Here is a 21,479-nt window from a genome sequence, read left to right on the forward strand (position 1 = left end):
ATGCGAACCCTCGTGGGATTCATCAGGCCACGCGCACATCAGGTTCGTCCGCCTGCGCATCGGGTGCGTCGGCGAACCGCTCCGGATAACGCACGCAAAAGCGCACGCTCTGGTCGTACGGGAAAAAATCGGGCAACTCGCCCCTCAACAGATGATCCTTGTGCCGCTGCCACAACTCGGGCTCGAAAATGTCCGCGTGATGCCGCATGAACGAGCGGCGCACGCGCGGATCGCCGAGCAGGAACGTGCCGTACGTCTCCGGAAAAATATCGTGCGGACCGACCGCGTACCACGGCTCGGCCGACATTTCGTCTTCCTCGTTGCGCGGCGGCGGCACCGCGCGCACGTTGCAGTCGGTCAGGTATTCGATCTCGTCGTAGTCGTAGAACACGACACGGCCGTGGCGCGTGACGCCGAAGTTCTTGTACAGCATGTCGCCCGGGAAGATGTTCGCCTGCATCAGTTCCTTCACCGCGTTGCCGTACTCCTTGATGCCGTGCTCGACGTCGTCGTCGTTGCCGTTCTGCAGGAACAGATTGAGCGGCACCATGCGTCGCTCGATGTACATGTGGCGAATCACGAGATTGTCGCCGTCGTACTCGATCAGCGACGGCACTTCCCTTTCGAGTTCGCGCAACAGATTTTCGTCGAGCCGCGCGAGCGGCAGAGCGACGCTCGAATATTCGAGCGTGTCGGCCATGCGGCCAAGCCGGTCGTGACGTTTGACGAGCAGATACTTCTGCTGGATCTGCGCGCGCGTGGTTTCCTTCGGCAGCGGAAAGCTGTCCTTGATCAGCTTGAACACGTACGGAAACGACGGCAACGTGAACACCAGCATCACGAGCCCCTTGATGCCGGGCGCGACGATGAAGCGGTCGCTCGAATGCTTCAGATGATGCAGCAGGTCGCGATAGAACAGATTCTTGCCCTGCTTCTGCAGACCCACAGACGTATAGATTTCCGCCTTTGGCTTACCGGGCATGACCGTGCGCAGAAATTCGACATACGCCGACGGCACTTCCATGTCGACCAGAAAATACGAATGCGAGAAGCTGAAGATGATCAGCAACTGCTCGCGCTTGAGGAGCACCGTGTCGAGCGCGAGCACGCCCGGTTTGACGTGACGCAGCGGCACCGCGAACGGCAGCAGTGCGTCCCCGTTGATGATGCGACCGACGATATACGCGGCCTTGTTGCGATAAAACAGCGAGGACAAGACGTGAATCTGGAAGTTCGGTGCTTCGTCGAACACGCCGAACGCTTCGTGAATTGACTGCATCACGCAGGCGACGTCGCGCCTCAGATCTTCGAACGGCGGATCGAGCTGAAAGTTCGTGACGATCCGCTCCAGCGTCGCGGCAAGTCCGTCTGTACCGGGGTAATACGCACGATAGGTTGGCTTCGCGGCCGGTTCGTCGTTCTCGATGTATTCGGTCGAGATCGCCGGACGCACGAAAATGAAATCGTTGTTGAAGTACGAGCGGTGCAGAATCTTGCAGGAGACCGAATTAAAAAACGTTTCCGCGCATTCCGGCTGACGGTGCGTGGTCAGAAGGCCGATGTAGTGCAGCTTGATCTGCTGCCACACTTCACTGTCGATGTTCTCCGCGTCGTACTCGTCTTCGAGCAGTTGCACGCATTCCCGCACGCGATCGTCGTACGACGTGATGCGATCGCGCGCGAGCTTTTGCAGGCCATGCCAGTCGCCGGCTTCGAACAGCGTCTTTGCGTTGATCGCGGCGTCGCGAAAGATCCGGTAGTGACGGTCGAACCCTTCGAGCATCGTCTGCGCGACGTCGAAACCGATTTGCGACGATAACAGCTTGGGGAAGTGATTCATCACGCGCGCTCCGCAAACGCCGGTCAGAGTCAGGCAACTTCAGGCCAATTCAGGCAGGCTTCGCGTCGTGCCTTGCGCCGTCGAGCAGCGCGCGCGCCTGCGCTTCGTACTGCGCGAGATCTTCGAGCGTTGCGTCGAGATCTTCGCGCTGACGTTCGAGCACTTCGCGATGGCGTACGACCGTGGCGAGAAACGCATGCAGTTGCGGCACGGTGTCGGTCGGCGATTCGTAGACGTCGAGCAGGTCGCGGATCTCCGACAGCGTAAAGCCAAGCCGCTTGCCGCGCAGCGTGAGCTTCAGGCGCGTGCGGTCGCGGCCCGAATAAACGCGCCGCAAGCCGCTCGAACCCTCGCGGCTCGGCGAGAGTAAACCCTGGTCTTCGTAGAAACGGATCGCGCGTGGCGTGACGTCGAATTCGCGCGCAAGCTCGGTGATGGTGTATTGCGTATTCATCGGGACATCTCGTGGCCGCGTGGCCGGGCACAAAACCGGATTGGACGATAGAATCGACGTTTACGTTATCGTCAACCTGAGCGGAAAGCAACCACAACCAGGCCGACCGGCATCGCACACCTCGCCATGCTGGAGCGTCGTCGGAGGAAGACAGTCCCCATGAATGCACTCGAACATCAACTCCAATACCCCTTCAACGACACCATGCCCGACGCGGGCCGCACGATAGAAGTCGCGCCCGGCGTGCTATGGCTGCGCATGCCGCTGCCGTTCGCGCTGGACCATATCAACCTGTGGCTGCTGCGCGATGAAATCGACGGCGAGCAAGGCTGGACCGTGGTCGATTGCGGCATCACGTCGGACACGATCAAGGCGAATTGGGAGAGCGTGTTCGACTCGGTGCTCGACGGCCTGCCGGTGCTGCGCGTGATCGTCACGCATTGCCATCCTGATCACATCGGCCTCGCGCACTGGGTGTGCGGCGGCGGCGATAAGAAGCGCTGGGACGCGCGGCTGTGGATGACGCTTGGCGAATACATGCAGGCGCGCGTGATGGCGACCGGCGACGGCTCGAACGCGGGCGGTGAGGCAGCGGCGCGGCACTTCGCGCGGCACGGTCTGAACGACGTCGAATCGCTCGACCAACTGCGCAATCGCAAGAGCTATTACGCGAGCCTCGTGCCGGCGATTCCGGGGCAATACCGCCGTTTGCGCGAAGCCGAGGACGTGAGGATCGGCGGTAGGGCGTGGCGCGTGGTGACCGGCTTCGGTCATTCGCCGGAACACTGTGCGCTGTACTGCGCGGAAACCGGCACGCTGATTTCCGGCGACATGGTGCTGCCGCGCATTTCGACCAACGTGTCGGTGTTCGATATCGAGCCGGAGGGCTCGCCGCTCGAACTGTATCTGGAGTCGCTCGGCCGCTACGAGACGATGCCCGAGGACACGCTGGTGCTGCCGTCGCATGGCAAGCCGTTTCGCGGTGTGCGCACGCGGATTCGTCAGCTACGGGAGCATCACGACGCACGGCTTGCTGAAGTGCGCGAAGCGTGCGCGGAAAAGCCGCGTAGCGCCGCCGATATCGTGCCGCTGATGTTCAGGCGCCAGCTCGATGTCCATCAGATGACGTTTGCGATGGGTGAGGCGCTCGCGCATTTGCATCTGCTGTGGCGGGCGGGGGATGTGAAGCGGACGCAGGATGCCGATGGGGTGATTCGGTTTGCGGTGGTGTGATCCTGATGTATTGATCTTTTTCGATTCGTTCCGCTGATGGAAAAGCCCGGTTGCGCGTCAGCACAACCGGGCTTTTTGAATGATTCGGCACCATTAGCTGCGGGCAGCGCAACGATCCGGGTCTACTCATGCGAACTACTTCAACAGCAAGTCGGATGCAGCATCGCGAAGTTGCTCGGCTCGTCGGTTGTTGAGTTCCGAAACGCAAGCCAAACGGCCCGATTCGTGCGCATTGCCGGCTCCGCCACCACTTGGTGCAGCTGAAAATCCGCATTGAGTCTCGCGGTACTCAACGAATTTCTTGTTTGACGTGACGAGTTTTGCCTTGGCCTCGTTGACGTACCTGCTGTCTTCATCCCATTTGGAGAGGGCGCCGGCCATCTTCTCCTCGGCTTGCCTGAGGGCCGTCTGACTGTTCTTTGCTTTTTCTGCCAGACAGTCCCGCATTCCTGCTTGCGAGAACGCGCTGCATTCCTCTCGCAGAGCATGCTCGCTCGCAACGGGGGCAGTCGAGGCCGCGAGGACCATTGTTGGCAGGCAGGCGGCCAGGCCCAAACAGATCAGTTTTATTGTGCGCATAGCCCTACCTGCTGCAATCGCACCGCGCAATCACTGCACCACCACCGCCCCAAAATTCTGCCGCCCAAACGGACTCACGTGATACCCGCTCACGTTCGTACGCGTGATCGCGGCAGCGGTCGGATAGCCGAGCGGAATCCACAGCGCTTCGTCGTGGATGATCTGCTGTGCGGCTTCATACGCTTTCGTGCGCTTGCCGATATCGGCCGTGGCCTTGCCATCGGCGATCAGCTTGTCGAGATCCTGATCGCAGAAGCGTGCGAAGTTGATACCCGACTTCACCGCGTTGCAACTGAACAGCGGCGACATATAGTTGTCCGGATCGCCGTTGTCGCCCGCCCAGCCCATGAACAGGGTGTCATGCTGGCCTTGCTTCGCCTGCTTGATCAGCTCGCCCCATTCGATCACCTTCACGTCGGCCTTCACGCCGATCTTCGCGAAGTCGGCCTGCAGCAGTTCGGCACCGGCTTTCGGATTCGGATTCAGCACGCTGCCATTCGGACGCACCCAGATCGTCGTTTCAAAGCCGTTCGGATAGCCCGCGTCGGCGAGCAGCTTCTTCGCCTTCGCCGGATCGTACGGCCAGCCCTTGATCGAGTGGTTGTAGCTCCATGTGTTAGGCGGAAACGGGTTCACGGCCGGCGTCGCGGTGTTGTCGAACACGGTCTTCAGATACGTCGTGCGATCGAACGCCATGTTCAGCGCGGCGCGCACCTTCTGATTGTTGAGCGGTTTCTGCTGCGTGTTCAACGCGACGAAGGCCGTCATGAACGCGGGCGTCTGCACGATCGCGAGCGACTGGTCATTCTTCGCACCGGCGAGATCCTGCGGCTTCGGCGACAGCGCGATCTGGCATTCGCCGGCCTTCACCTTCTGCGCGCGCACGGTCGCGTCGGGCGTGATCGCGTAGATCAGGCGGTCGATCTTCGGCTTCACCCCCCAGTAGGTCGGGTTCACGTCGTAGCGGATCACCGCGTCTTTCGTATAGCTCTTCAGCACGAACGGGCCGGTGCCGATCGGCTTCGCGTTCAGGTCGACCTGCTGGCCGGCTTTCAGCAACTGGTCCGCGTACTCGGCCGAATAGATCGACGCGAAGCCCATCGTCAGGATCGACACGAACGTCGCGTTCGGCTCGTTCAGCTCGAACTTGACCGTGCTGTCGTCGACCTTGGTAATCGATTTGATCAGCTTCGGCAGTCCCATCGACTGCGCGTGCGGGAAGCCGCTCGCGCCCGCCACCTTGTGCCACGGATTGCTGTCGTTGAGCATGCGGTCGAACGTGAAGATCACGTCGTCGGCATTGAGCGTGCGGGTCGGCTTGAAGTAGTCGGTGGTCTGGAACTGCACGTTCGGGCGCAGGTGGAACGTGTAGGTCAGGCCGTCGGGGCTCACTTCCCACTTCTCGGCGAGCGCGGGCACGACCTTTTTGGCGGCTTCGTCGAACGACACCAGCGAATTGAAGATCACGTCGGCCGATGCATTGGTCGTGACGAGCGAGTTGAACTGCACCACGTCGAAGCCGTCGGGGCTCGATTCGGTGCAGACGGTCAATGGTTTGGCAAGCACGAGCGCGGGCGCCGTGAACAGGATGGCGGCAGCGAGCAGTTTGAAGCGCATAGGATCTCCGGTAACGAGCGCAGTCAGGCAGTGCGTCTGGTTGTGTTTATGGCGGCGATGCGTGAGCGGTCCCCGCGTGCGCGTCGCCACGATTGTGATACGTTCCCGGCGCCGCGCCTTCGCGAAAGCTTATCGAAGGGCCATTATGGCGACAACCATTTAATCGACATATCCATGTGGAACGGCGCGGCCACGTTGCCGCTTCAAGCGGCCGCGGCCTGGCGTAGCAGATAGCCAATGCCGTCGATCGCGCACACGCCGTACCACGATGTCATTTCCCCATCGATGAGCTCGATGCGCTTGCCGGCTAGACGCGGATCGCGCGCGAGCACATCGCGATGCGCGGCCGTGAAGCGGTACGGCTCGCTCGACAGCAACACGCGGTCGAGTTGCGCGAGCCACGGCGCGTCGTCGAAGTCGAGCGTGGGGTAACGCGCGGCGCCCGCGCTGCCGCCGCGCAGGTCGGGCAGCGTGTGCCAGTTCACGAGGCGCAGCATCGCGGCGATATAGGTGTCGCGCGCGACGCTCATCCACGGTTCGCGCCAGATCAGATACAGCACGTTTTGCGCGGTGAAAGTGTGAGCGGCGGCTTCGCGCAGACGCGCATCGAGCGCGCGGCTCAAACGCTGCGCTTCCTCTTCGCGTCCGAAGATCGCGCCGAGCAGCGCGTACAGCGCGAGGTTGTCGCGCGGAGTCTGAGGATGGGTGACGACGATGTGCGGCACGAACGCGCGCAGTTGCTCGACGGTGTCGCGTTCGTTTTCGTCGACATTGACGAGAAGGTGGGTGGGGTGCAGCGCGCGGATCGCGTCGAGCTTGACGGCCTTCGTGCCGCCGACCTTCGGTACTGCGCGGACCTTGTCGCGCGGATGCACGCAAAAGCCGGTGCGTCCGACGATCTGCCGCTCGAGGCCGAGCGCGAACAGTGTTTCGGTGAGGCTCGGCACCAGCGAGACGATGCGCGCATCGGCGCCCGCGAAATCGTGCGAGACGCCGGCTGCGTCGATCGCACGGGGTGGCATGGTCTACTCGGTGACGGCGCGCGGCTTGCGCGGCGCGCGTTCGAACACGCGGTCGTAGAGCCAGCGCGGCAACACATGCAGCAGCATCGCGGCCACGCGCATCTGCCACGGAAACACCGCGAACGCCGTCTGCCGTTCGACCGCACCCGCGACCTTTGCCGCGAAGCGCTCGGCGTCCATCAGGAACGGCATGCTGTACGGGTTGTGCTCGGTCATCGGCGTGCGGATATAGCCGGGCGCGATCGTGACGACTCCGACGCCGAACGGCCGCATCTCGACGCGCAACGCTTCGAGATACTTGAGCGCGGCCGACTTCGACGCGCTGTACGCGCCCGAGCCCGGCAGGCCACGCACGCCGGCGACGCTCGCAATGCCGACCAGCGTGCCACGCTTCGCGTCGGCCATCAGGGCGGCAAAAGGTTCGAACGTCGCGACCATGCCGAAGTAATTGATGTCCATCACCTCGCGGAACGTGCGCAGATCGCCGTGACCGGTCAGCGCGCCGCGGCTGATGCCGGCGTTGGCGATCACGACGTCGGGCAGGCCGTGTTCGGCGATGAAGCGCGCGGCCGCATCGGCGAGCGCTTCCGCGTCGCGCACGTCGACAGCATAGATCGAGACGGTGTTCTGGGGATGGGCGTTCTGGAACGCGGCGAGCGCTTCGCCGCGACGGGCGACGAGGCCGAGAATCGCGCCGCGCCGTGCGTATTCGCCGGCGAGCGCGAGGCCGATGCCGCTCGAAGCGCCGGTAATGAAAACCTTCAGCGGTGAGGTCATACCGGCGCCTCTTGATTACATCTTCTTGGCGCGGACTTGCGAGACGAGGTAGTCGAGCACCTGGGTCGTGCCCGGCAGGGTGCCGGTCGCGGCCGGGCCGGTTTCATACTTGCCCTGCACCGCGAGCGTCGGCACGCCGTCGATCTTGTAGTCGTCGAGCAGCTTCTTGTCCTTCTGCAGCGCGCTTTGCGTCGAGAACGAGTTGTACGCTTCCATGTACTTCTTCGGATCGACGCCGAACTTCGCGAGGAATTTGGCCTGGTCTTCCGGCGTCAGCAGATAGTTCTTGTTGACGTGGATTTCGTTGAAGACCTTCGGTGTCAGTTCGTTCGCGACGCCGAGTGCGTCGAGCGCGTGGTACATCTTCGAGTGCGGGATAAAGTCGTCGCGGAAGGCGACCGGCACGCGGCGGAACACGACGTCCGGACCCTGCTTCTTGACCCACGCTTCGAGGAACGGATCGAATTCATTGCAGTGCGGGCAGCCGTACCAGAAGAATTCGGTGACTTCGATCTTGCCGGCCGGCACGTCGGTCGGCTGCGGCGTGGCCAGCACGGTGTAGTCCTTGCCGGCGACCGGCGCGGACGGCGACGCATGCGCGCTGGCCGCGATCAGGCCCAGCGAGAGGAACAGGATGCTCAGCAGTTTTTTCATGTTGTGTAGACCCAGATAAGGCGGTGGCGCGGTGACGCGTCGCGAAAGGCCCGTCACCGCTGGTCGGATTCGGCGTGGCCGCCCGACACAATACAGCTCGAAGCGGCCATCGTGCTTGTGACCTGCGCGCCGCGCCGATAGTTCGGCGTGCCGCGCGAGCCGGCGTTACCGTTTATTTATTGTTTGGTGAAACGGATCACTGCGGTATCGACACCCGCGTCCGACAGACGCTGACGGCTCGAATTCATGTCCTCGAACTTCGAGAACGGCCCGATTCGCACGCGATAGTACGTGACGCCGCCGGCATCGCGTTGCGTGACCTTCGATTCGAAGCCCTGGAACGCAAGACGCGCGCGCTGCTGTTCGGCGTCGGCGGCGGTCTTGTACGCGCCCACCTGCAGGAAGTAGCCGGTGTTCGCGTCGGCCGGCGCTGGAGCCGGCGCGGCGGCCGAGCCCGGTTTGACATTGGCCACGATGGCCGCGCTCGTGCCCTTCGGCGCGGAGCCTGCCGCGGTGGCGGCCGGCGCGCTCGACGTTTGCGGCTTCTTCGCCGGCGCGACGATGCCGCCGGTGCCGTTATCCTGCGCGGCATTCGGCGCAACCGCCGTGCCGTTGGTGTTCGCATTGCCGGCCGACGGTGGCACTTCGACGATCTGCGGTTCTTCGAGCATGCCCGTCTGGGTTTGCGCGTTGGTCTGACCCGGCGCAGTGTTCGGCGGTGCGGGTTGCGCGGCCTGCGGCACCGGCTGGCCCGGCGTCTTGCCTTGCAGCGGACGGTTCGGATCGTATTGCGCCTGGCTCGCGCCGTTGTCCGTCGCCGCCGGCGGGGCGACCTTCGACACGAACGGCGTAGGTGCACGGGTTATATAGAGCGCCACCACGACCGCGATCGCCAGGCCGACGATCAGGCCCAGCACGATCCCGAGAAAAGTGCCCCCGGTTTGCTTCGATTGCTTTGTTGTGCGGCGTGGTTTTGCCATCGTACGAATCACCTGCAAAAAGAATCCAGGAACGGCCGTCGATTATAACGACGGCCGCGCGCATATTACGCTGGAGGAGTTACATCTTGACGGGGGCGGAGACGCCGATCGTCGCGAGACCGTTGGCCAGCACCTGGCGCGTGGCCGCGAGCAGCGCGACGCGAGCGTTGCGTTCGGCCGCATCGTCGACCAGCACGCGCTCGGCACGATCATTGTAGAACGAGTGAAATTCTCCGGCGAGTTCGCGGAGATAGAACGCAACCGCGTGCGGAGCGAGCTCGTCTGCGGCGTGCTGCAGCATGTCCGGGAATTCGGCGAGCTTGTTGAGCAGCGCCATTGAGCGCTCGCTCGTGAGCGGCGCGAGGTCCACGCTCGCGAGCGTGCTCTCGTCGAGGCCGTAGCGCGCGTTGCACTCGGCGATCACCGAGCAGATGCGCGCGTGCGCGTATTGCACGTAGTGCACCGGGTTCTCGTCGTTCTGCTTCAGCGCGAGGTCGATGTCGAACACGAACTCGGTGTCCGCCTTGCGCGAGATCAGGAAGAAGCGCACCGCGTCGCGGCCGCGGCGAATGGTTTCCTCGTCGATCAGATCGATGGCCGCTTCCGAGCCCGGCGTCGCGCCGCCCGACCATTCGATCAGATCGCGCACCGTCACGTAGCTACCCGCCCGTTTCGAGATCTTCACTTCTTCGCCGTTGCGCATGACCGTGACCATCTTGTGCAGGATGTAGTCGGGGTAGCCCTTCGGGATACCGATGCCGAGACCCTGCAGACCTGCGCGCACGCGCGCGATCGTGCCGTGGTGGTCCGAGCCCTGCACGTTGATGACCTTCGTGAAGCCGCGCTCCCACTTCGCGACGTGATAGGCGACGTCCGGCACGAAGTACGTGTAGGTGCCGTCGGTCTTGCGCATCACGCGGTCCTTGTCGTCGCCGTCGTCGGTGGTGCGCAGCCACAGCGCGCCTTCCTGCTCGTAGGTCTTGCCCGCGGCGATCAGCGCGTCGACCGTTTTTTCGACGCGGCCTTCCGTATACAGCGACGATTCCAGATAGTACTGGTCGAACTTCACGCCGAACGCCTGCAGGTCCATGTCCTGCTCGCGACGCAGGTACGTCACAGCGAAGCGGCGGATTGCTTCGAGGTTCTCGACATCGCGCGCGCCGGTGACGGGCTCGCCGTCGCTCGCCTCGACCGTGACGCCGTTCAGATAGTCCTTTGCGATGTCGGCGATGTACTCGCCGTTGTAGGCCGACGCGGGCCAGCCTTCGTCGCCGGGGGCGAGGCCGCGAGCGCGTGCCTGGGTCGACAGCGCGAGCGTGTGGATCTGCACGCCGGCGTCGTTGTAGTAGAACTCGCGGTGCACGTCCCAGCCCTGCGACGCGAGCACGTGCGCGAGCGCATCGCCGAGCGCGGCCTGGCGGCCATGACCGACGTGTAGCGGACCGGTCGGGTTGGCCGACACGAATTCGATCAGCACATGCTTGCCGGCGTCGCGCTGCGAGCGGCCGTATGCGCCCTGCTCGGCGAACACGGCGGCGATCACGCCTTGCTTGGCCGCGGCCGTGAGGCGCAGGTTGATGAAGCCGGGGCCCGCCACTTCGGCGGTGTCGATCAGGCCTTTGGCCTGCACATTGGCGAGCAGCGCATCGACGATCTGTTGCGCGAGCTGGCGCGGATTGGCGCGCAGCGGCTTGGCGAGTTGCATGGCGACGTTGCACGCTACGTCGCCGTGCGCGGCGACTTTCGGGCGCTCCAGCGCGATGGCGGGCGAGACGAAAGCGGCTTCGGTCGCGCCTTGGGTGGCAATCGCGACCTGCTTCACCGTCTCGGCGAGCAGTGTTTCGAGTGTGTGTTTATGTGCGGGCAGCATGCTTGTTGCGAGTCCAGTGAGGCAATCCGGTAAGGCGGAAGAGGCGCCGGCCGCGGCCGGTGTCGGAAGCGTGGAACGCGGCCGCGCGCTTTGCGGCGCTGCTGGCGCCGCCGGCAGACTGCCCCCGAGGGCGGTGCGACGAAACCCAACCCAGACTGCGCAACGCGGTGGGCGCCGTTAGGCAACCTCGCGCGGCATGCGGATTGCGACCGATGATTCGACGCCCCCGGTCATACCCGTGCGCAATGCTCGTCGAGCCTCGCCGTACGCGGCGCTGGGCGGCGCGCTTTTCCGTTCAGACGGATTTTAGCAGGTGCTAATATGTTCAATGAGATGCCCGCGAGGGGCTGTGGCCGCCGCGCGCCTTGTCGGCGCCACGTCAGGCGCGCGCTGTTGCCGCCCGCGGGAGACTCGTGCGTCAACCCGCCATAACGAAAAAGGGAACAGTCATGCTGATTACTTTCAAGTGCCGCGCCTGCCCGGACGTGATGATGCTGGAGAATCTGGCGCAATATCTGGTCGGCATTGTCGGCAAACGCCTTGGGCAGCGGGGCGTCATCACTCACGACGAACTGGGCCCGGCCATCGAGAAGCTCGAAGCGGCGATCATCTCCGACAAGCAGGAGCGTGCCGAGCACGAGGGCCATTTCCACGAGGGCGAGGACGGCCACGATCGTCATGAGATTCCGCCTGGACTCGCGCAGCGCGCGTATCCGTTCCTCGACATGCTGCGTGCGGCGCAGAAGGAAAACGCGGATATCGTCTGGGGGCTTTGATTTCTGCTGGATCCCGAGCGCTGCGGCCCCATCGGAGCGGGTTGTCAGCGTTTTGGCGCAATGAGGAAAAGAGCCCGCTCGCCGCGGGCTCTTTGTCATTCGGAAGGCGTCTGCGCTGTGCCGCTTATTGGCTCGCCGAGTCCGCCGGCGCTGCCGCGCCTGGCTTCTTTTTCTGCTTCTTCGCCTTTTTGACGTGCGCCTCGGTCGGCGGCGAGTAGGAACTGACCGAGCTCGAGCCGGTCGGCGCGGCGGGTTGCGCGAGTGCCACGGACGTGCCGACGGCCAGCGAAACAGCGGTCAATAACAGCGTCAGCTTCTTCATACGATTTTCTCCGGTGACGGTTGCAATCTCGGTGAGCCGGCGCGTTGCGGCCGCGCCTGACGGGATGAAAGCCGACTTAGTCTACAAAGCCGAAATTGCCGTGGCCGCAAATATTCAGTCTTTCGGACTCGATATAGTGGCGAACGCGGGCCGCGCGGCCCGCGCCACGTGCCGTCTCACGCTTATAGCAACGGCGCCAACGCGCGCTCGGCGTCCGCTTTCGTGAGCGACATCCGCTGCGCGTAGTCGTCGAGCTGATCCGTGCCGATCTTGCCGACCGAGAAATAGGTGCTGTCCGGATGCGCGAGGTAGAAGCCTGACACGCTCGCCGCCGGCAGCATCGCCAGCGATTCGGTCACGCTCATGCCGATTTCGTTCGCCTGCAGCACGTCGAACATGTCGCGCTTGACGAGGTGGTCGGGGCAGGCCGGATAGCCGGGCGCCGGGCGGATGCCGCGGTATTTTTCGGCGATCAGCTCGTCGTTGGACAGGTTTTCGCTGTTCGCGTAGCCCCACAGATCGCGCCGCACGCGTGCGTGCATCGCTTCGGCGAATGCTTCGGCGAAGCGATCCGCGAGCGCCTTCAACATGATCGCGCTGTAGTCGTCGTGATCCTTCTCGAACTGGCGTTCCTTCACGTCGACGCCAAGACCCGCCGTCACCGCGAACATGCCGATGTAGTCGGCGACGCCCGAGTCCTTCGGCGCGATGAAGTCGGCAAGCGAGCGGTTCGGCCGCATCACGCCGTCGACCACCGGCCGCACGCTCTGTTGACGCAGATTGCGCCACGTCAGCGCGACTTCGGTGCGCGATTCGTCCGTGTAGATTTCGATGTCGTCGTCGTTCACCGTGTTGGCCGGCAGCAGCGCGATCACACCATTGGCCTGCAACCAGCGGCCCTGAATCAGGCGCGCGAGCATCGACTTGCCGTCGGAGAACACGCGCCGCGCCGATTCACCGACGATCTCGTCATTGAGAATCGCCGGATACGGGCCGGCGAGATCCCACGTCTGGAAGAACGGACCCCAGTCGATATAGTTCGCGAGCTCGTTCAGATCGTAGTTCTTGAACACACGACGGCCGATGAACTTCGGCTTGACCGGCTGGTAGCCCGTCCAGTCGATTTTTGTTTTATTGGCGCGCGCTTCGGCGAGCGTGACCATCGGCTGCGCTTTCTTGTTCGCGTGCTGATTGCGGATGCGGTCGTAATCGGCGTTCAGTTCGTCGATGTACTTCGCGGCGCCCTCGTCCGACAGCAGGCTCGACGCGACCGACACCGAGCGCGACGCGTCCGGCACGTAGACTACCGGTCCCTCGTAGTGCGGCGCGATCTTCACCGCGGTATGCACCCGCGAGGTCGTCGCACCGCCGATCAGGAGCGGAATCTTCTTCACGCGGAAGTAGTCGTCACGTTGCATTTCCGCCGCGACATAGGCCATCTCTTCGAGACTCGGCGTAATGAGGCCCGACAACCCGATGATGTCCGCGCCCTCGACCTTCGCTTTCGCGAGGATCTCGCTGCACGGGACCATCACGCCCATGTTGACCACTTCGAAGTTGTTGCACTGGAGCACCACCGACACGATGTTCTTGCCGATGTCGTGCACGTCGCCCTTCACGGTCGCGATGACAATCTTGCCCTTGGCGCGCACGTCGCCGCCGGCCGCCGCGAGCTGGCGTTTTTCTTCCTCGATGAACGGGATCAGATGCGCGACCGCCTGCTTCATCACGCGCGCCGACTTCACGACCTGCGGCAGGAACATCTTGCCCTGGCCGAACAGGTCGCCGACGATGTTCATACCGTCCATCAGCGGACCTTCGATCACGTTGATCGGACGGCCGCCGGCGGCGGCGATCTTCGCGCGCACTTCCTCTGTGTCTTCGACGATGAACGTAGTGATGCCGCTCACGAGCGCATGCGCGAGGCGCTTTTCCACCGGCTGGTTGCGCCACTCGAGGTTCTCTTCCTTCTTCGCGGCGCCGCTCTTGAACTTGTCGGCGATTTCGAGCAGGCGGTCGGTGCCGTCTTCGCGGCGATTCAGCACGACGTCTTCGACGCGCTCGCGCAGTTCCGGATCGAGTTCGGCATACACGCCGAGCTGCCCCGCGTTGACGATGCCCATGTCCATCCCCGCCTGGATCGCGTGATAGAGGAACACGGTGTGAATCGCCTCGCGCACCGGGTCGTTGCCGCGGAACGAGAACGACACGTTCGACACGCCGCCGCTCACCTTCGCATACGGCAGGTTCTGCTTGATCCAGCGCGTTGCCTCGATGAAGTCGACCGCGTAGTTGTTGTGCTCCTCGATGCCGGTCGCGACCGCGAAGATGTTCGGGTCGAAGATGATGTCTTCAGGCGGGAAGCCGACTTCGTTGACGAGAATCTCGTACGAGCGCTGGCAGATTTCCTTCTTGCGCGCGAAGGTATCAGCCTGGCCTTTTTCGTCGAACGCCATCACGACGCTGGCCGCGCCGTAGCGGCGAATCAGCTTCGCGTGATGAACGAATTGCTCCTTGCCTTCCTTCAGCGAGATCGAGTTGACGATCGCCTTGCCCTGCACGCACTTCAGGCCCGCCTCGATCACGTCCCACTTCGACGAGTCGATCATGATCGGCACGCGCGCGATGTCCGGCTCCGACGCGATCAGATTCATGAAGCGCACCATCGCCGCCTTGGAGTCGAGCATCGCCTCGTCCATGTTCACGTCGATCACCTGCGCGCCGTTTTCGACCTGATGGCGCGCGACGGCCAATGCTTCGTCGAACTGATTGTTCAGGATCATTCGCGCGAACGCCTTCGAGCCTGTCACGTTGGTGCGTTCGCCAACGTTGATGAAGAGCGTCCCGGACGTGACGTTGAACGGCTCGAGGCCGGCAAGGCGCATGGTGTGATCGGTCATGGCGTGAGTGCGAGTCGGGTGCGTGCGTTAAGGGGCGGGCAGGGGCGTGCGAGCGTCGGGGTGAAGTGCGTCAGGCCGGCTCAGGCCGCGTCGCGATACTGTGTCGGCCACTTGCGCGGCTTCAGTTCGGCCAGTGCCTTCGCGATCGCCGCGATGTGCTCGGGCGTCGTGCCGCAGCAGCCGCCCGCGATGTTCACGAGACCCGCTTCGGCGAATTCCTTCAGCAATCCCGAGGTATCCGCGGGCAGTTCGTCGAAGCCGGTGTCGCTCATCGGATTCGGCAGGCCGGCGTTCGGATAGCACGACACGTAGGTGTCGCAGAGCTTCGCCAGTTCGGCGATGTACGGGCGCATCAGCGCCGCGCCGAGTGCACAGTTCAGGCCGAACGTAAGCGGCTTCGCGTGACGCAGCGAGTTCCAGAACGCCTCGACGGTCTGGCCCGACAGAATGCGACCCGACGCATCGGTAACGGTGCCCGAGATCATGATCGGCAGGCGCTCGCCGGTGTCCTCGAACAGTTCGTCGAGCGCGAACAGCGCTGCCTTCGCGTTCAGCGTGTCGAAGATCGTTTCGACGAGGAACAGGTCCGCTCCGCCGTCGAGCAGCGCCTTCGCCTGCTCGTAGTAGGCCGTGCGCAGTTCGTCGAAGGTCACGTTGCGCGCGCCCGGATCGTTGACGTCCGGCGAAATGCTCGCTGTTTTCGGGGTCGGTCCGATCGCGCCGGCGACGAAGCGCGGCTTGTCCGGCGTCGAGTATTTGTCACACGCAGCGCGCGCGAGCTTCGCCGATTCGAGGTTCATCTCGACGGCGAGCGACTCCATGCCGTAGTCGGCCTGCGCGACCGTGGTCGCGCCGAACGTGTTGGTTTCGATGATGTCCGCGCCCGCCGCCAGATACTGCTCGTGAATCTCGGTGATGATCTGCGGCTGCGTGATCGACAGCAGTTCGTTGTTGCCCTTGATGTCGCGTGCGTAGTCCTTGAAGCGCTCGCCGCGATAGCGGGCTTCGTCGAGCTTGTAGCGCTGGATCATCGTGCCCATCGCGCCGTCCAGGATCAGGATGCGTGAATTCAGCAGCGCGGGCAGCGCTGCGCCGCGCGTGTAGGCGGGTTCGGAGCGGACTGGCGTGGCGGTTTGAGCAGGCTGGGTCATGGCGGACGAGGGCTTGCGCCGGCGTTTGCGGAAAACTTGTCATTGTAGCCGCTGCCGGACGGATCCGCCCGGCGCGCGGGCCGGGCAGAGCGCGAACGGCAGGATCGACCGACAAAGACGCGCCGCACGAAGAATTCAGAAATGCGCTAACAAACGAACCAAAAAGCGACGCAAAAAAACGGCCCGGCAAGCCGAAGCCTGCCGGGCCGTTTCGCTGCCGCCGACCGCCTGATGAAACGCGCCGAGAAAGCCGCGCGATGCGGTCGTTCGATGTCGCCAGAGCGTGTGCTCAACCTCCTCCGGTTAATGAAGGATCACAGGTTGATGCATGAGGCTGTCGAACTGGCCGAGGAATTCGTCGACCTCGTCCAGCGTCGGCGCGCCTTCGATCAGTTTTTGCACATGCTCGCGAAATTGCGCCGCCATTGCACCGTCGAGGTAGATTTCACGCTGCATGTTCTTGTCGACAATCTCGTAGCCGCCCGACTTCATGGCCAGCTGACCTTCCTGTGGCGGAAACTCGACGACACAGTAGTTAGGGCTGTTATAGATCATTTGCATGGCGACACTCCTTATTTCCGTTGGGCTCCTGCCCTGCTCTGCATCCTAGGTGGAGCATGTGAGATGGAATTCAAGGGGTGGGTCCGGACGACGCTAGTAAAAAAACTCCGGACCTGACCATTAGACTCGCCGCTCCAGAAACGATTCAAGCAACGCGGCAAAACGGTGAGATTGCTCGATTGGCGCGAGATGCGCGGCGTCCAGCATCTCGAAGCGGGCGCCTTCGATTGCCTCCGCTATCGCCTGTGTAGCAGCAGGTGGCGTGCCAGTGTCGTGCCGTCCGGCCACCGTCAACGTCGGACAGCGGATCACGCCGTGCTGGCCGCGCAGGTCGAAATCGCGCAGCGCCTCGCAGGCCATCGCAAAACCTTCAGACGGCGTGCGTGCAAATGTCTCGCTGATCGGCTCGACTGCTTCGGGATGCGCAGTCTGAAAGCCGGGGGTGAGCCAGCGCGCGATCGTCGACGGCAGGAGCGCCGCCATGCCGTCGCTGCGCGCCGTATGTGCGCGCTCATCCCATATTGCACGGTTTTCGGGTGGGGTTCCGCCGGTGCTGTCGGCGATCGTCAGCGTGTCGATCCGCGATGAATGATCGAGCGCGAATTGCTGCGCGATCATGCCGCCGAGCGACAGGCCGACCACGTGCGTCGTCCGCACGCCGAGCGCATCGAGCAGATTGGCGAGATCGTCGGCCAGATCGCGCATGGCGAACGGCTCGCGCGCAACCGCGCTGTGGCCGTGACCGCGTACGTCGTAGCGCAGTACCGTGTAATCGTCGCGGAAATAGCCGGCCATCTGATCCCAGATAGAAAGATCGCCGCCCAACTGATGGATGAACGTGAGCCACGGGCCGCCACCTTCGTTACTCAGCACGTAGCGTGTTTCGATACCGTTGATGTTCACTTGCATGCGGACTCCTTCGAAGGAAACGCAGTGAAATAGCGCGGTGGGTCGCCTCGTTCGCGCGAACGGGGGCGCCAATGACGTGCGAGTCAGCGTTGCAAAGGAAGTTTCGCCGATATCGTGAGGATTTGCTCGTGCCAGTCTGTCACGAAACATGTCACGGTTTGATGATGGCGGGAGCGGTCGAATCGACCGGCGCGGCGGGAGCGGCGTCGGGCGTTGCTGCCGATGCGTCGGCGGGCGCGGGCGTTGTAGGAGCGGCAGCAGAGGGCGCCGCCGGCATGGCAGCCGCAGTCGCCGCGCCAGCATTGCCGCCATTGCCACCGTCATGCGGCGCTGCCTCATCGACATTCAGCTTGCCGCGCCACACCAGTTCGAACTGTGTACCGTTGGGTTCTGTCTGCAGGATGCGGGCGGGCAGCCAGCCGAGCGACTGCGCGAGCCACACGTCGATGCGGCGCTGATCGCCGTCATGCCGCGGCAGACGTTTGAAATGACGCGTCTCCAGATAGCCCTGCGCCGCGCGGATCGTCTCGTCGCCGATCGTCTCGATCGGCCAGTTTTCGCCGCTATCGGTATCGATGACAAAAAACTGTCGCGTCACGCCAGGCTTATAGGCATCCGGATCGCCGCGCACGAGGCTCGCGAGTTGCATCACGACGCTGAAGCGGTCCTGTGCACCGTCGGGCAACGGCAACGTGGCCGGCGTGCGCGTGAAGGCGATTTTGTTGTCGTTGCGATTGAAGATCGCGATGTCTTCCGCGCGGCGACCGCGCTTTTCGCTGTACTGCGCCGGCGCAAGGCCGAACGCATCTATTCCGCCGTGGCTCGAGAATATGAACGGACCGACGAACGGCAGCGGCACCGACACGATCATTTCGTAGCCTTGTGCGTTGCTCGCCCAATGGATCGTGCCAGGCGCGTTGCGCACGCCGTTGTAGAACGTGTCGTAGTCGAGTTCGGCGGACGGCGGTACCGAAAACTTCACGCCCGTCGACGCTTGCGGTGCGCTGGCTGCGGCAGGCGCGCTCGCGGCGGTGCCGCCCGCATTCGCACTGGGCGATGCATCCGCGCTCGCGGCGGCGGGCGGTGCGCTCGCCGCCACTTCCGAGGCGGGCGCGAGCGCCGGCTCGTTCGGTTTGGCGGGTTGCAACGCGCTCAACACATGCCGCTCGCGCGGCGGGCTTGCCTTGGATTTATGTGCGGGCGCGGGCGCACGCGGCGCCGGTGCGGGCTGTTGCGCCGGTTGACGCTCGACCCTCTCGGGCGTCAGCAGCGCAACCTGCACGGGCACATGCTCATGATCCCCCGAAGTCAGATTCATGCGAGTGCGCTCGAACCATTGCGCCGCGATCCAGTGCACGACCGCCACGGCCACGAGCACCGCGATCCAGCGCCACGCACGCGCACCGCGTCGCGGCCCGCTGCCAAACGGCGGCAGGCGATCTTGACGGCGGGTGGCGGAAGCAAAATCCATTGGCGCTTGAATTTGTGAGAGGTTGAACGGACCGTCCCGTGTATCAGCCGTTTTCGCTACGCGGCGTGGCGCTATAGCCGAGTTCGTACGACAGCTTGTGCGCGCATTCGCGCAACGCGGTATCGATCTCGCCGCCCCACCGAATATCGAACGCGCCTTCATGGCCGAGCGCGACGAGACCGAGCGCGAGTTCGCCGGTCGAATCGAACACCGGCATGCAGAACGCGTGGATGGTCGGCAGCAGCATACCTTCGACGCGCGCGGCCTCGTGCTCGCGCACCTCCGCGAGCACCTTGTCGACGTCTTCGCGGGTGCGCGGCGCGCCGCTATACGACGAGCGCCGCGAGTCGGCGAGCTCGCGCTCGAGCATCGCAGCGGTCTTGCCGGACGGCAGGTAGGCCGCGAACAGCAGACCGCTCGCGGAGCTGAGCAAGGGCATTACGTCGCCGAGTTTCAATGATGCCTTGGCCGGATGGCTCGATTCCATCCAATGCACCATCGTCGGTCCCTGATTGCCCCACACGGCGATGCCGACCGTCAGATCGAGCCGGTCGCGCAGTTCGGCGAGCGCGATGCGCGCGAGCTTCACACCGTCGACGCGCGCAAGCCGCGCAAGTCCCAACTGCAACGCAAAGCCGCCGAGTTCGTAGCGACCCGACAGCGGATCCTGCGCGACCACGCCGAGCCGCAGAAAACTGACCAGATAGCGATGCGCCTTCGCCGGACTCATGCCCGCGCGGTGCGCGAGATCGCGCAGCATCATCGCGCGCGGTTCGTGGGTCAGCACGTCGAGCAGCCTGAAACCGACCTCGATCGACTGGATGCCCGAGCGCAGTTTTTCTTCGCCGGGTTCGCCGGTTTCGTCGTCGGCGCTGATTGCGTCGGCGGCATGGCCGGGGTCGAGCAGAGCGTCGGCGGACGCAGGGGCGGTGCGGGTGCGGATCGAACCGGAGCGGGCGTTGGCGGACATGTGCAATAGGCGCGGGCAGCGCATTCGGTAATCGTAATGGCGGCGGTTTCACTGACAACGACGACGAACACGCAGATACTGGGCCGCGCCGATTCACCATCGTAGAATAGATTCCCTCCATCGTCACTAACACACGGTTCACAGCTCTATGAAACTTGCTTCGCTGAAGGACGGCACGCGCGACGGTCAATTGATCGTCGTGTCCCGCGACCTGCACACCGCGGCCATCGCCGACACGATCGCGCCCACGCTGCAGCGCGTGCTCGACGACTGGGCCTTCTACGCGCCGCAACTGCATGACCTCTACGACGCGCTCAATCAGGGCCGCGCGCGCAACAGCTTTTCGTTCGACGCGAAGGAGTGCATGGCGCCGCTGCCGCGCGCGTTCCAGTGGGCCGACGGCTCGTCGTACGTGAACCACGTTGAGCTCGTGCGGCGCGCGCGCGGCGCGGAAATGCCGCCGGAATTCTGGACCGACCCGCTGATGTACCAGGGCGGTAGCGACGACTTCATCGGTCCGCGCGACGACGTCGTGTGCGCATCGGAAGAGTACGGCATCGACTTCGAGGCCGAAGTCGCGGTCATCACGGGTGACGTGCCGATGGGCGCGACACCCGAGCAGGCACTGCGCGGCGTGCGGCTGGTTACGCTCGTCAACGACGTGTCGCTGCGCAACCTGATTCCCGCCGAACTCGCGAAGGGCTTCGGCTTTTTCCAGAGCAAGCCGGCCACGTCGTTCGCGCCGATCGCGGTGACGCCCGACGAACTGGGCGAACACTGGCGCGAAGGCCGCGTGCATCGGCCGATGATCGTCCACTGGAACGCCAGGAAGGTCGGCCAGCCCGACGCGGGCACCGACATGGTGTTTCACTTCGGTCAGCTGATCGCGCATGCGGCGAAAACCCGCAATCTGCGTGCCGGTTCGATCGTCGGCTCCGGCACGGTGTCGAACAAGGACGCGAAGCGCGGCTACTGCTGCATCGCCGAGAAGCGCTGCCTCGAGACGATCGAACACGGCGCGCCGCAAACGGAGTTCATGAAGTACGGTGACACCGTGAAGATAGAAATGTTCGACGAGGCGGGTAAGTCGATTTTCGGTGCGATCGAGCAGAGCATCGCGCCGCTCGAATGAAGCACCGGCCGCGAAAGGGTTTCGCCCGATGCCGCCGCCTGCGGGCGCGGCTACACTGACTTGCGCGCACCGGCTGGGACGGTGCGAAAAGCGCGTAGCGTGCAGCAACGCATCGGTAGCACATCGGCAATACATCACAACGAAAACCCGACGTGAGGAGACAGAATGCCGCGATTGGACTTCCCCGCCGATGAACATCGGCGCGCTTGCGCGTCGTCCGTTCACGCGCGCGGCTTGTGTCAACGCGGCTCGCGCGGAGTG

18 protein-coding genes and 1 pseudogene are annotated in these 21,479 nt (G+C 63.8%); 3 read left to right on the forward strand and 16 right to left on the reverse strand.

Annotated elements, in window-relative coordinates; translation table 11 throughout:
• Positions 1-22: 22 nt before the first annotated feature.
• Complete coding sequence (aceK, locus tag L0U81_RS01055) at positions 23-1,840, reverse strand: bifunctional isocitrate dehydrogenase kinase/phosphatase (RefSeq protein WP_233799753.1); 1,818 nt, start codon at positions 1,838-1,840, stop codon at positions 23-25.
• Between the two features lie 49 nt (positions 1,841-1,889).
• Positions 1,890-2,294 carry a MerR family transcriptional regulator gene (locus L0U81_RS01060; RefSeq protein ID WP_233799754.1) on the reverse strand — a complete coding sequence of 135 codons (405 nt, stop codon included), beginning with the start codon at positions 2,292-2,294 and terminating at the stop codon, positions 1,890-1,892.
• A 159-nt stretch (positions 2,295-2,453) separates the two neighbouring features.
• On the opposite strand from L0U81_RS01060, the gene L0U81_RS01065 reads away from it, so the two are divergent.
• On the forward strand, positions 2,454-3,527 hold the full coding sequence (locus L0U81_RS01065) for an MBL fold metallo-hydrolase (RefSeq protein ID WP_233799755.1): 1,074 nt from the start codon (positions 2,454-2,456) through the stop codon (positions 3,525-3,527).
• Positions 3,528-3,662: 135 nt separating this feature from the next.
• Here L0U81_RS01065 and L0U81_RS01070 read toward each other — a convergent pair whose 3' ends face one another.
• From L0U81_RS01070 to argS, 7 genes are all read right to left on the reverse strand, one after another.
• Positions 3,663-4,106 carry a lysozyme inhibitor LprI family protein gene (locus L0U81_RS01070; protein WP_233799756.1) on the reverse strand — a complete coding sequence of 148 codons (444 nt, stop codon included), beginning with the start codon at positions 4,104-4,106 and terminating at the stop codon, positions 3,663-3,665.
• 30 nt (positions 4,107-4,136) lie between these two features.
• Entirely contained in the window at positions 4,137-5,723 is a 1,587-nt protein-coding gene (locus tag L0U81_RS01075) for an ABC transporter substrate-binding protein (RefSeq protein ID WP_233799757.1), read from the reverse strand.
• A gap of 203 nt (positions 5,724-5,926) precedes the next feature.
• A complete protein-coding gene (locus tag L0U81_RS01080; RefSeq protein WP_233799758.1) occupies positions 5,927-6,745 on the reverse strand; it encodes a helical backbone metal receptor in 819 nt (272 codons plus the stop codon).
• A 3-nt stretch (positions 6,746-6,748) separates the two neighbouring features.
• A complete protein-coding gene (locus L0U81_RS01085; protein WP_233799759.1) occupies positions 6,749-7,522 on the reverse strand; it encodes an SDR family oxidoreductase in 774 nt (257 codons plus the stop codon).
• A 15-nt stretch (positions 7,523-7,537) separates the two neighbouring features.
• Complete coding sequence (locus L0U81_RS01090; protein ID WP_233799760.1) at positions 7,538-8,176, reverse strand: thiol:disulfide interchange protein DsbA/DsbL; 639 nt, start codon at positions 8,174-8,176, stop codon at positions 7,538-7,540.
• Between the two features lie 176 nt (positions 8,177-8,352).
• Positions 8,353-9,156 carry an SPOR domain-containing protein gene (locus L0U81_RS01095; protein WP_233799761.1) on the reverse strand — a complete coding sequence of 268 codons (804 nt, stop codon included), beginning with the start codon at positions 9,154-9,156 and terminating at the stop codon, positions 8,353-8,355.
• Between the two features lie 79 nt (positions 9,157-9,235).
• Positions 9,236-11,026 carry an arginine--tRNA ligase gene (gene argS, locus L0U81_RS01100; RefSeq protein WP_233799762.1) on the reverse strand — a complete coding sequence of 597 codons (1,791 nt, stop codon included), beginning with the start codon at positions 11,024-11,026 and terminating at the stop codon, positions 9,236-9,238.
• Positions 11,027-11,475: 449 nt separating this feature from the next.
• Between argS and L0U81_RS01105 the strand changes: the two genes are divergently transcribed.
• On the forward strand, positions 11,476-11,802 hold the full coding sequence (locus L0U81_RS01105; RefSeq protein WP_233799763.1) for a DUF1840 domain-containing protein: 327 nt from the start codon (positions 11,476-11,478) through the stop codon (positions 11,800-11,802).
• Positions 11,803-11,926: 124 nt separating this feature from the next.
• On the opposite strand, the gene L0U81_RS01110 is transcribed toward L0U81_RS01105, so the two are convergent.
• The 7 genes and pseudogenes from L0U81_RS01110 to L0U81_RS01140 form a co-directional block, all read right to left on the reverse strand.
• Entirely contained in the window at positions 11,927-12,124 is a 198-nt protein-coding gene (locus L0U81_RS01110) for an acid-shock protein (RefSeq protein WP_233799764.1), read from the reverse strand.
• A gap of 182 nt (positions 12,125-12,306) precedes the next feature.
• Positions 12,307-15,036 (reverse strand): annotated as a pseudogene (gene metH, locus L0U81_RS01115) (methionine synthase); the annotation flags it as partial.
• A gap of 68 nt (positions 15,037-15,104) precedes the next feature.
• Positions 15,105-16,175: a homocysteine S-methyltransferase family protein gene (locus L0U81_RS01120; protein ID WP_233799766.1), complete on the reverse strand. Its 1,071-nt coding sequence runs from the start codon at positions 16,173-16,175 to the stop codon at positions 15,105-15,107.
• A gap of 303 nt (positions 16,176-16,478) precedes the next feature.
• Positions 16,479-16,736 (reverse strand): BTH_I0359 family protein, encoded by a 258-nt coding sequence (locus L0U81_RS01125; protein WP_233799767.1) that lies wholly within the window; start codon positions 16,734-16,736, stop codon positions 16,479-16,481.
• Positions 16,737-16,856: 120 nt separating this feature from the next.
• Complete coding sequence (locus L0U81_RS01130) at positions 16,857-17,645, reverse strand: alpha/beta fold hydrolase (RefSeq protein WP_233799768.1); 789 nt, start codon at positions 17,643-17,645, stop codon at positions 16,857-16,859.
• A 151-nt stretch (positions 17,646-17,796) separates the two neighbouring features.
• Positions 17,797-19,116, reverse strand: a complete 1,320-nt coding sequence (locus L0U81_RS01135) for a DUF3108 domain-containing protein (protein WP_233799769.1) — start codon at positions 19,114-19,116, stop codon at positions 17,797-17,799.
• Between the two features lie 43 nt (positions 19,117-19,159).
• Positions 19,160-20,086, reverse strand: coding sequence for an IclR family transcriptional regulator (locus tag L0U81_RS01140; RefSeq protein WP_233799770.1), 927 nt, complete (start codon positions 20,084-20,086; stop codon positions 19,160-19,162).
• A 148-nt stretch (positions 20,087-20,234) separates the two neighbouring features.
• On the opposite strand from L0U81_RS01140, the gene L0U81_RS01145 reads away from it, so the two are divergent.
• Positions 20,235-21,218 carry a fumarylacetoacetate hydrolase family protein gene (locus L0U81_RS01145; RefSeq protein ID WP_233799771.1) on the forward strand — a complete coding sequence of 328 codons (984 nt, stop codon included), beginning with the start codon at positions 20,235-20,237 and terminating at the stop codon, positions 21,216-21,218.
• The last annotated feature ends 261 nt before the right edge of the window (positions 21,219-21,479 follow it).

This window comes from Paraburkholderia sp. HP33-1 (assembly GCF_021390595.1).
Lineage (GTDB): Bacteria > Pseudomonadota > Gammaproteobacteria > Burkholderiales > Burkholderiaceae > Paraburkholderia.

Bases quoted from the DNA above. Each gene is read 5' to 3' on its own strand.
- aceK (WP_233799753.1), bottom strand. From the start codon at position 1,840: ATGAATCACTTCCCCAAGCTGTTATCGTCGCAAATCGGTTTCGACGTC.
- L0U81_RS01060 (WP_233799754.1), bottom strand. From the start codon at position 2,294: ATGAATACGCAATACACCATCACCGAGCTTGCGCGCGAATTCGACGTC.
- L0U81_RS01065 (WP_233799755.1), top strand. From the start codon at position 2,454: ATGAATGCACTCGAACATCAACTCCAATACCCCTTCAACGACACCATG.
- L0U81_RS01070 (WP_233799756.1), bottom strand. From the start codon at position 4,106: ATGCGCACAATAAAACTGATCTGTTTGGGCCTGGCCGCCTGCCTGCCA.
- L0U81_RS01075 (WP_233799757.1), bottom strand. From the start codon at position 5,723: ATGCGCTTCAAACTGCTCGCTGCCGCCATCCTGTTCACGGCGCCCGCG.
- L0U81_RS01080 (WP_233799758.1), bottom strand. From the start codon at position 6,745: ATGCCACCCCGTGCGATCGACGCAGCCGGCGTCTCGCACGATTTCGCG.
- L0U81_RS01085 (WP_233799759.1), bottom strand. From the start codon at position 7,522: ATGACCTCACCGCTGAAGGTTTTCATTACCGGCGCTTCGAGCGGCATC.
- L0U81_RS01090 (WP_233799760.1), bottom strand. From the start codon at position 8,176: ATGAAAAAACTGCTGAGCATCCTGTTCCTCTCGCTGGGCCTGATCGCG.
- L0U81_RS01095 (WP_233799761.1), bottom strand. From the start codon at position 9,156: ATGGCAAAACCACGCCGCACAACAAAGCAATCGAAGCAAACCGGGGGC.
- argS (WP_233799762.1), bottom strand. From the start codon at position 11,026: ATGCTGCCCGCACATAAACACACACTCGAAACACTGCTCGCCGAGACG.
- L0U81_RS01105 (WP_233799763.1), top strand. From the start codon at position 11,476: ATGCTGATTACTTTCAAGTGCCGCGCCTGCCCGGACGTGATGATGCTG.
- L0U81_RS01110 (WP_233799764.1), bottom strand. From the start codon at position 12,124: ATGAAGAAGCTGACGCTGTTATTGACCGCTGTTTCGCTGGCCGTCGGC.
- L0U81_RS01120 (WP_233799766.1), bottom strand. From the start codon at position 16,175: ATGACCCAGCCTGCTCAAACCGCCACGCCAGTCCGCTCCGAACCCGCC.
- L0U81_RS01125 (WP_233799767.1), bottom strand. From the start codon at position 16,736: ATGCAAATGATCTATAACAGCCCTAACTACTGTGTCGTCGAGTTTCCG.
- L0U81_RS01130 (WP_233799768.1), bottom strand. From the start codon at position 17,645: ATGCAAGTGAACATCAACGGTATCGAAACACGCTACGTGCTGAGTAAC.
- L0U81_RS01135 (WP_233799769.1), bottom strand. From the start codon at position 19,116: ATGGATTTTGCTTCCGCCACCCGCCGTCAAGATCGCCTGCCGCCGTTT.
- L0U81_RS01140 (WP_233799770.1), bottom strand. From the start codon at position 20,086: ATGTCCGCCAACGCCCGCTCCGGTTCGATCCGCACCCGCACCGCCCCT.
- L0U81_RS01145 (WP_233799771.1), top strand. From the start codon at position 20,235: ATGAAACTTGCTTCGCTGAAGGACGGCACGCGCGACGGTCAATTGATC.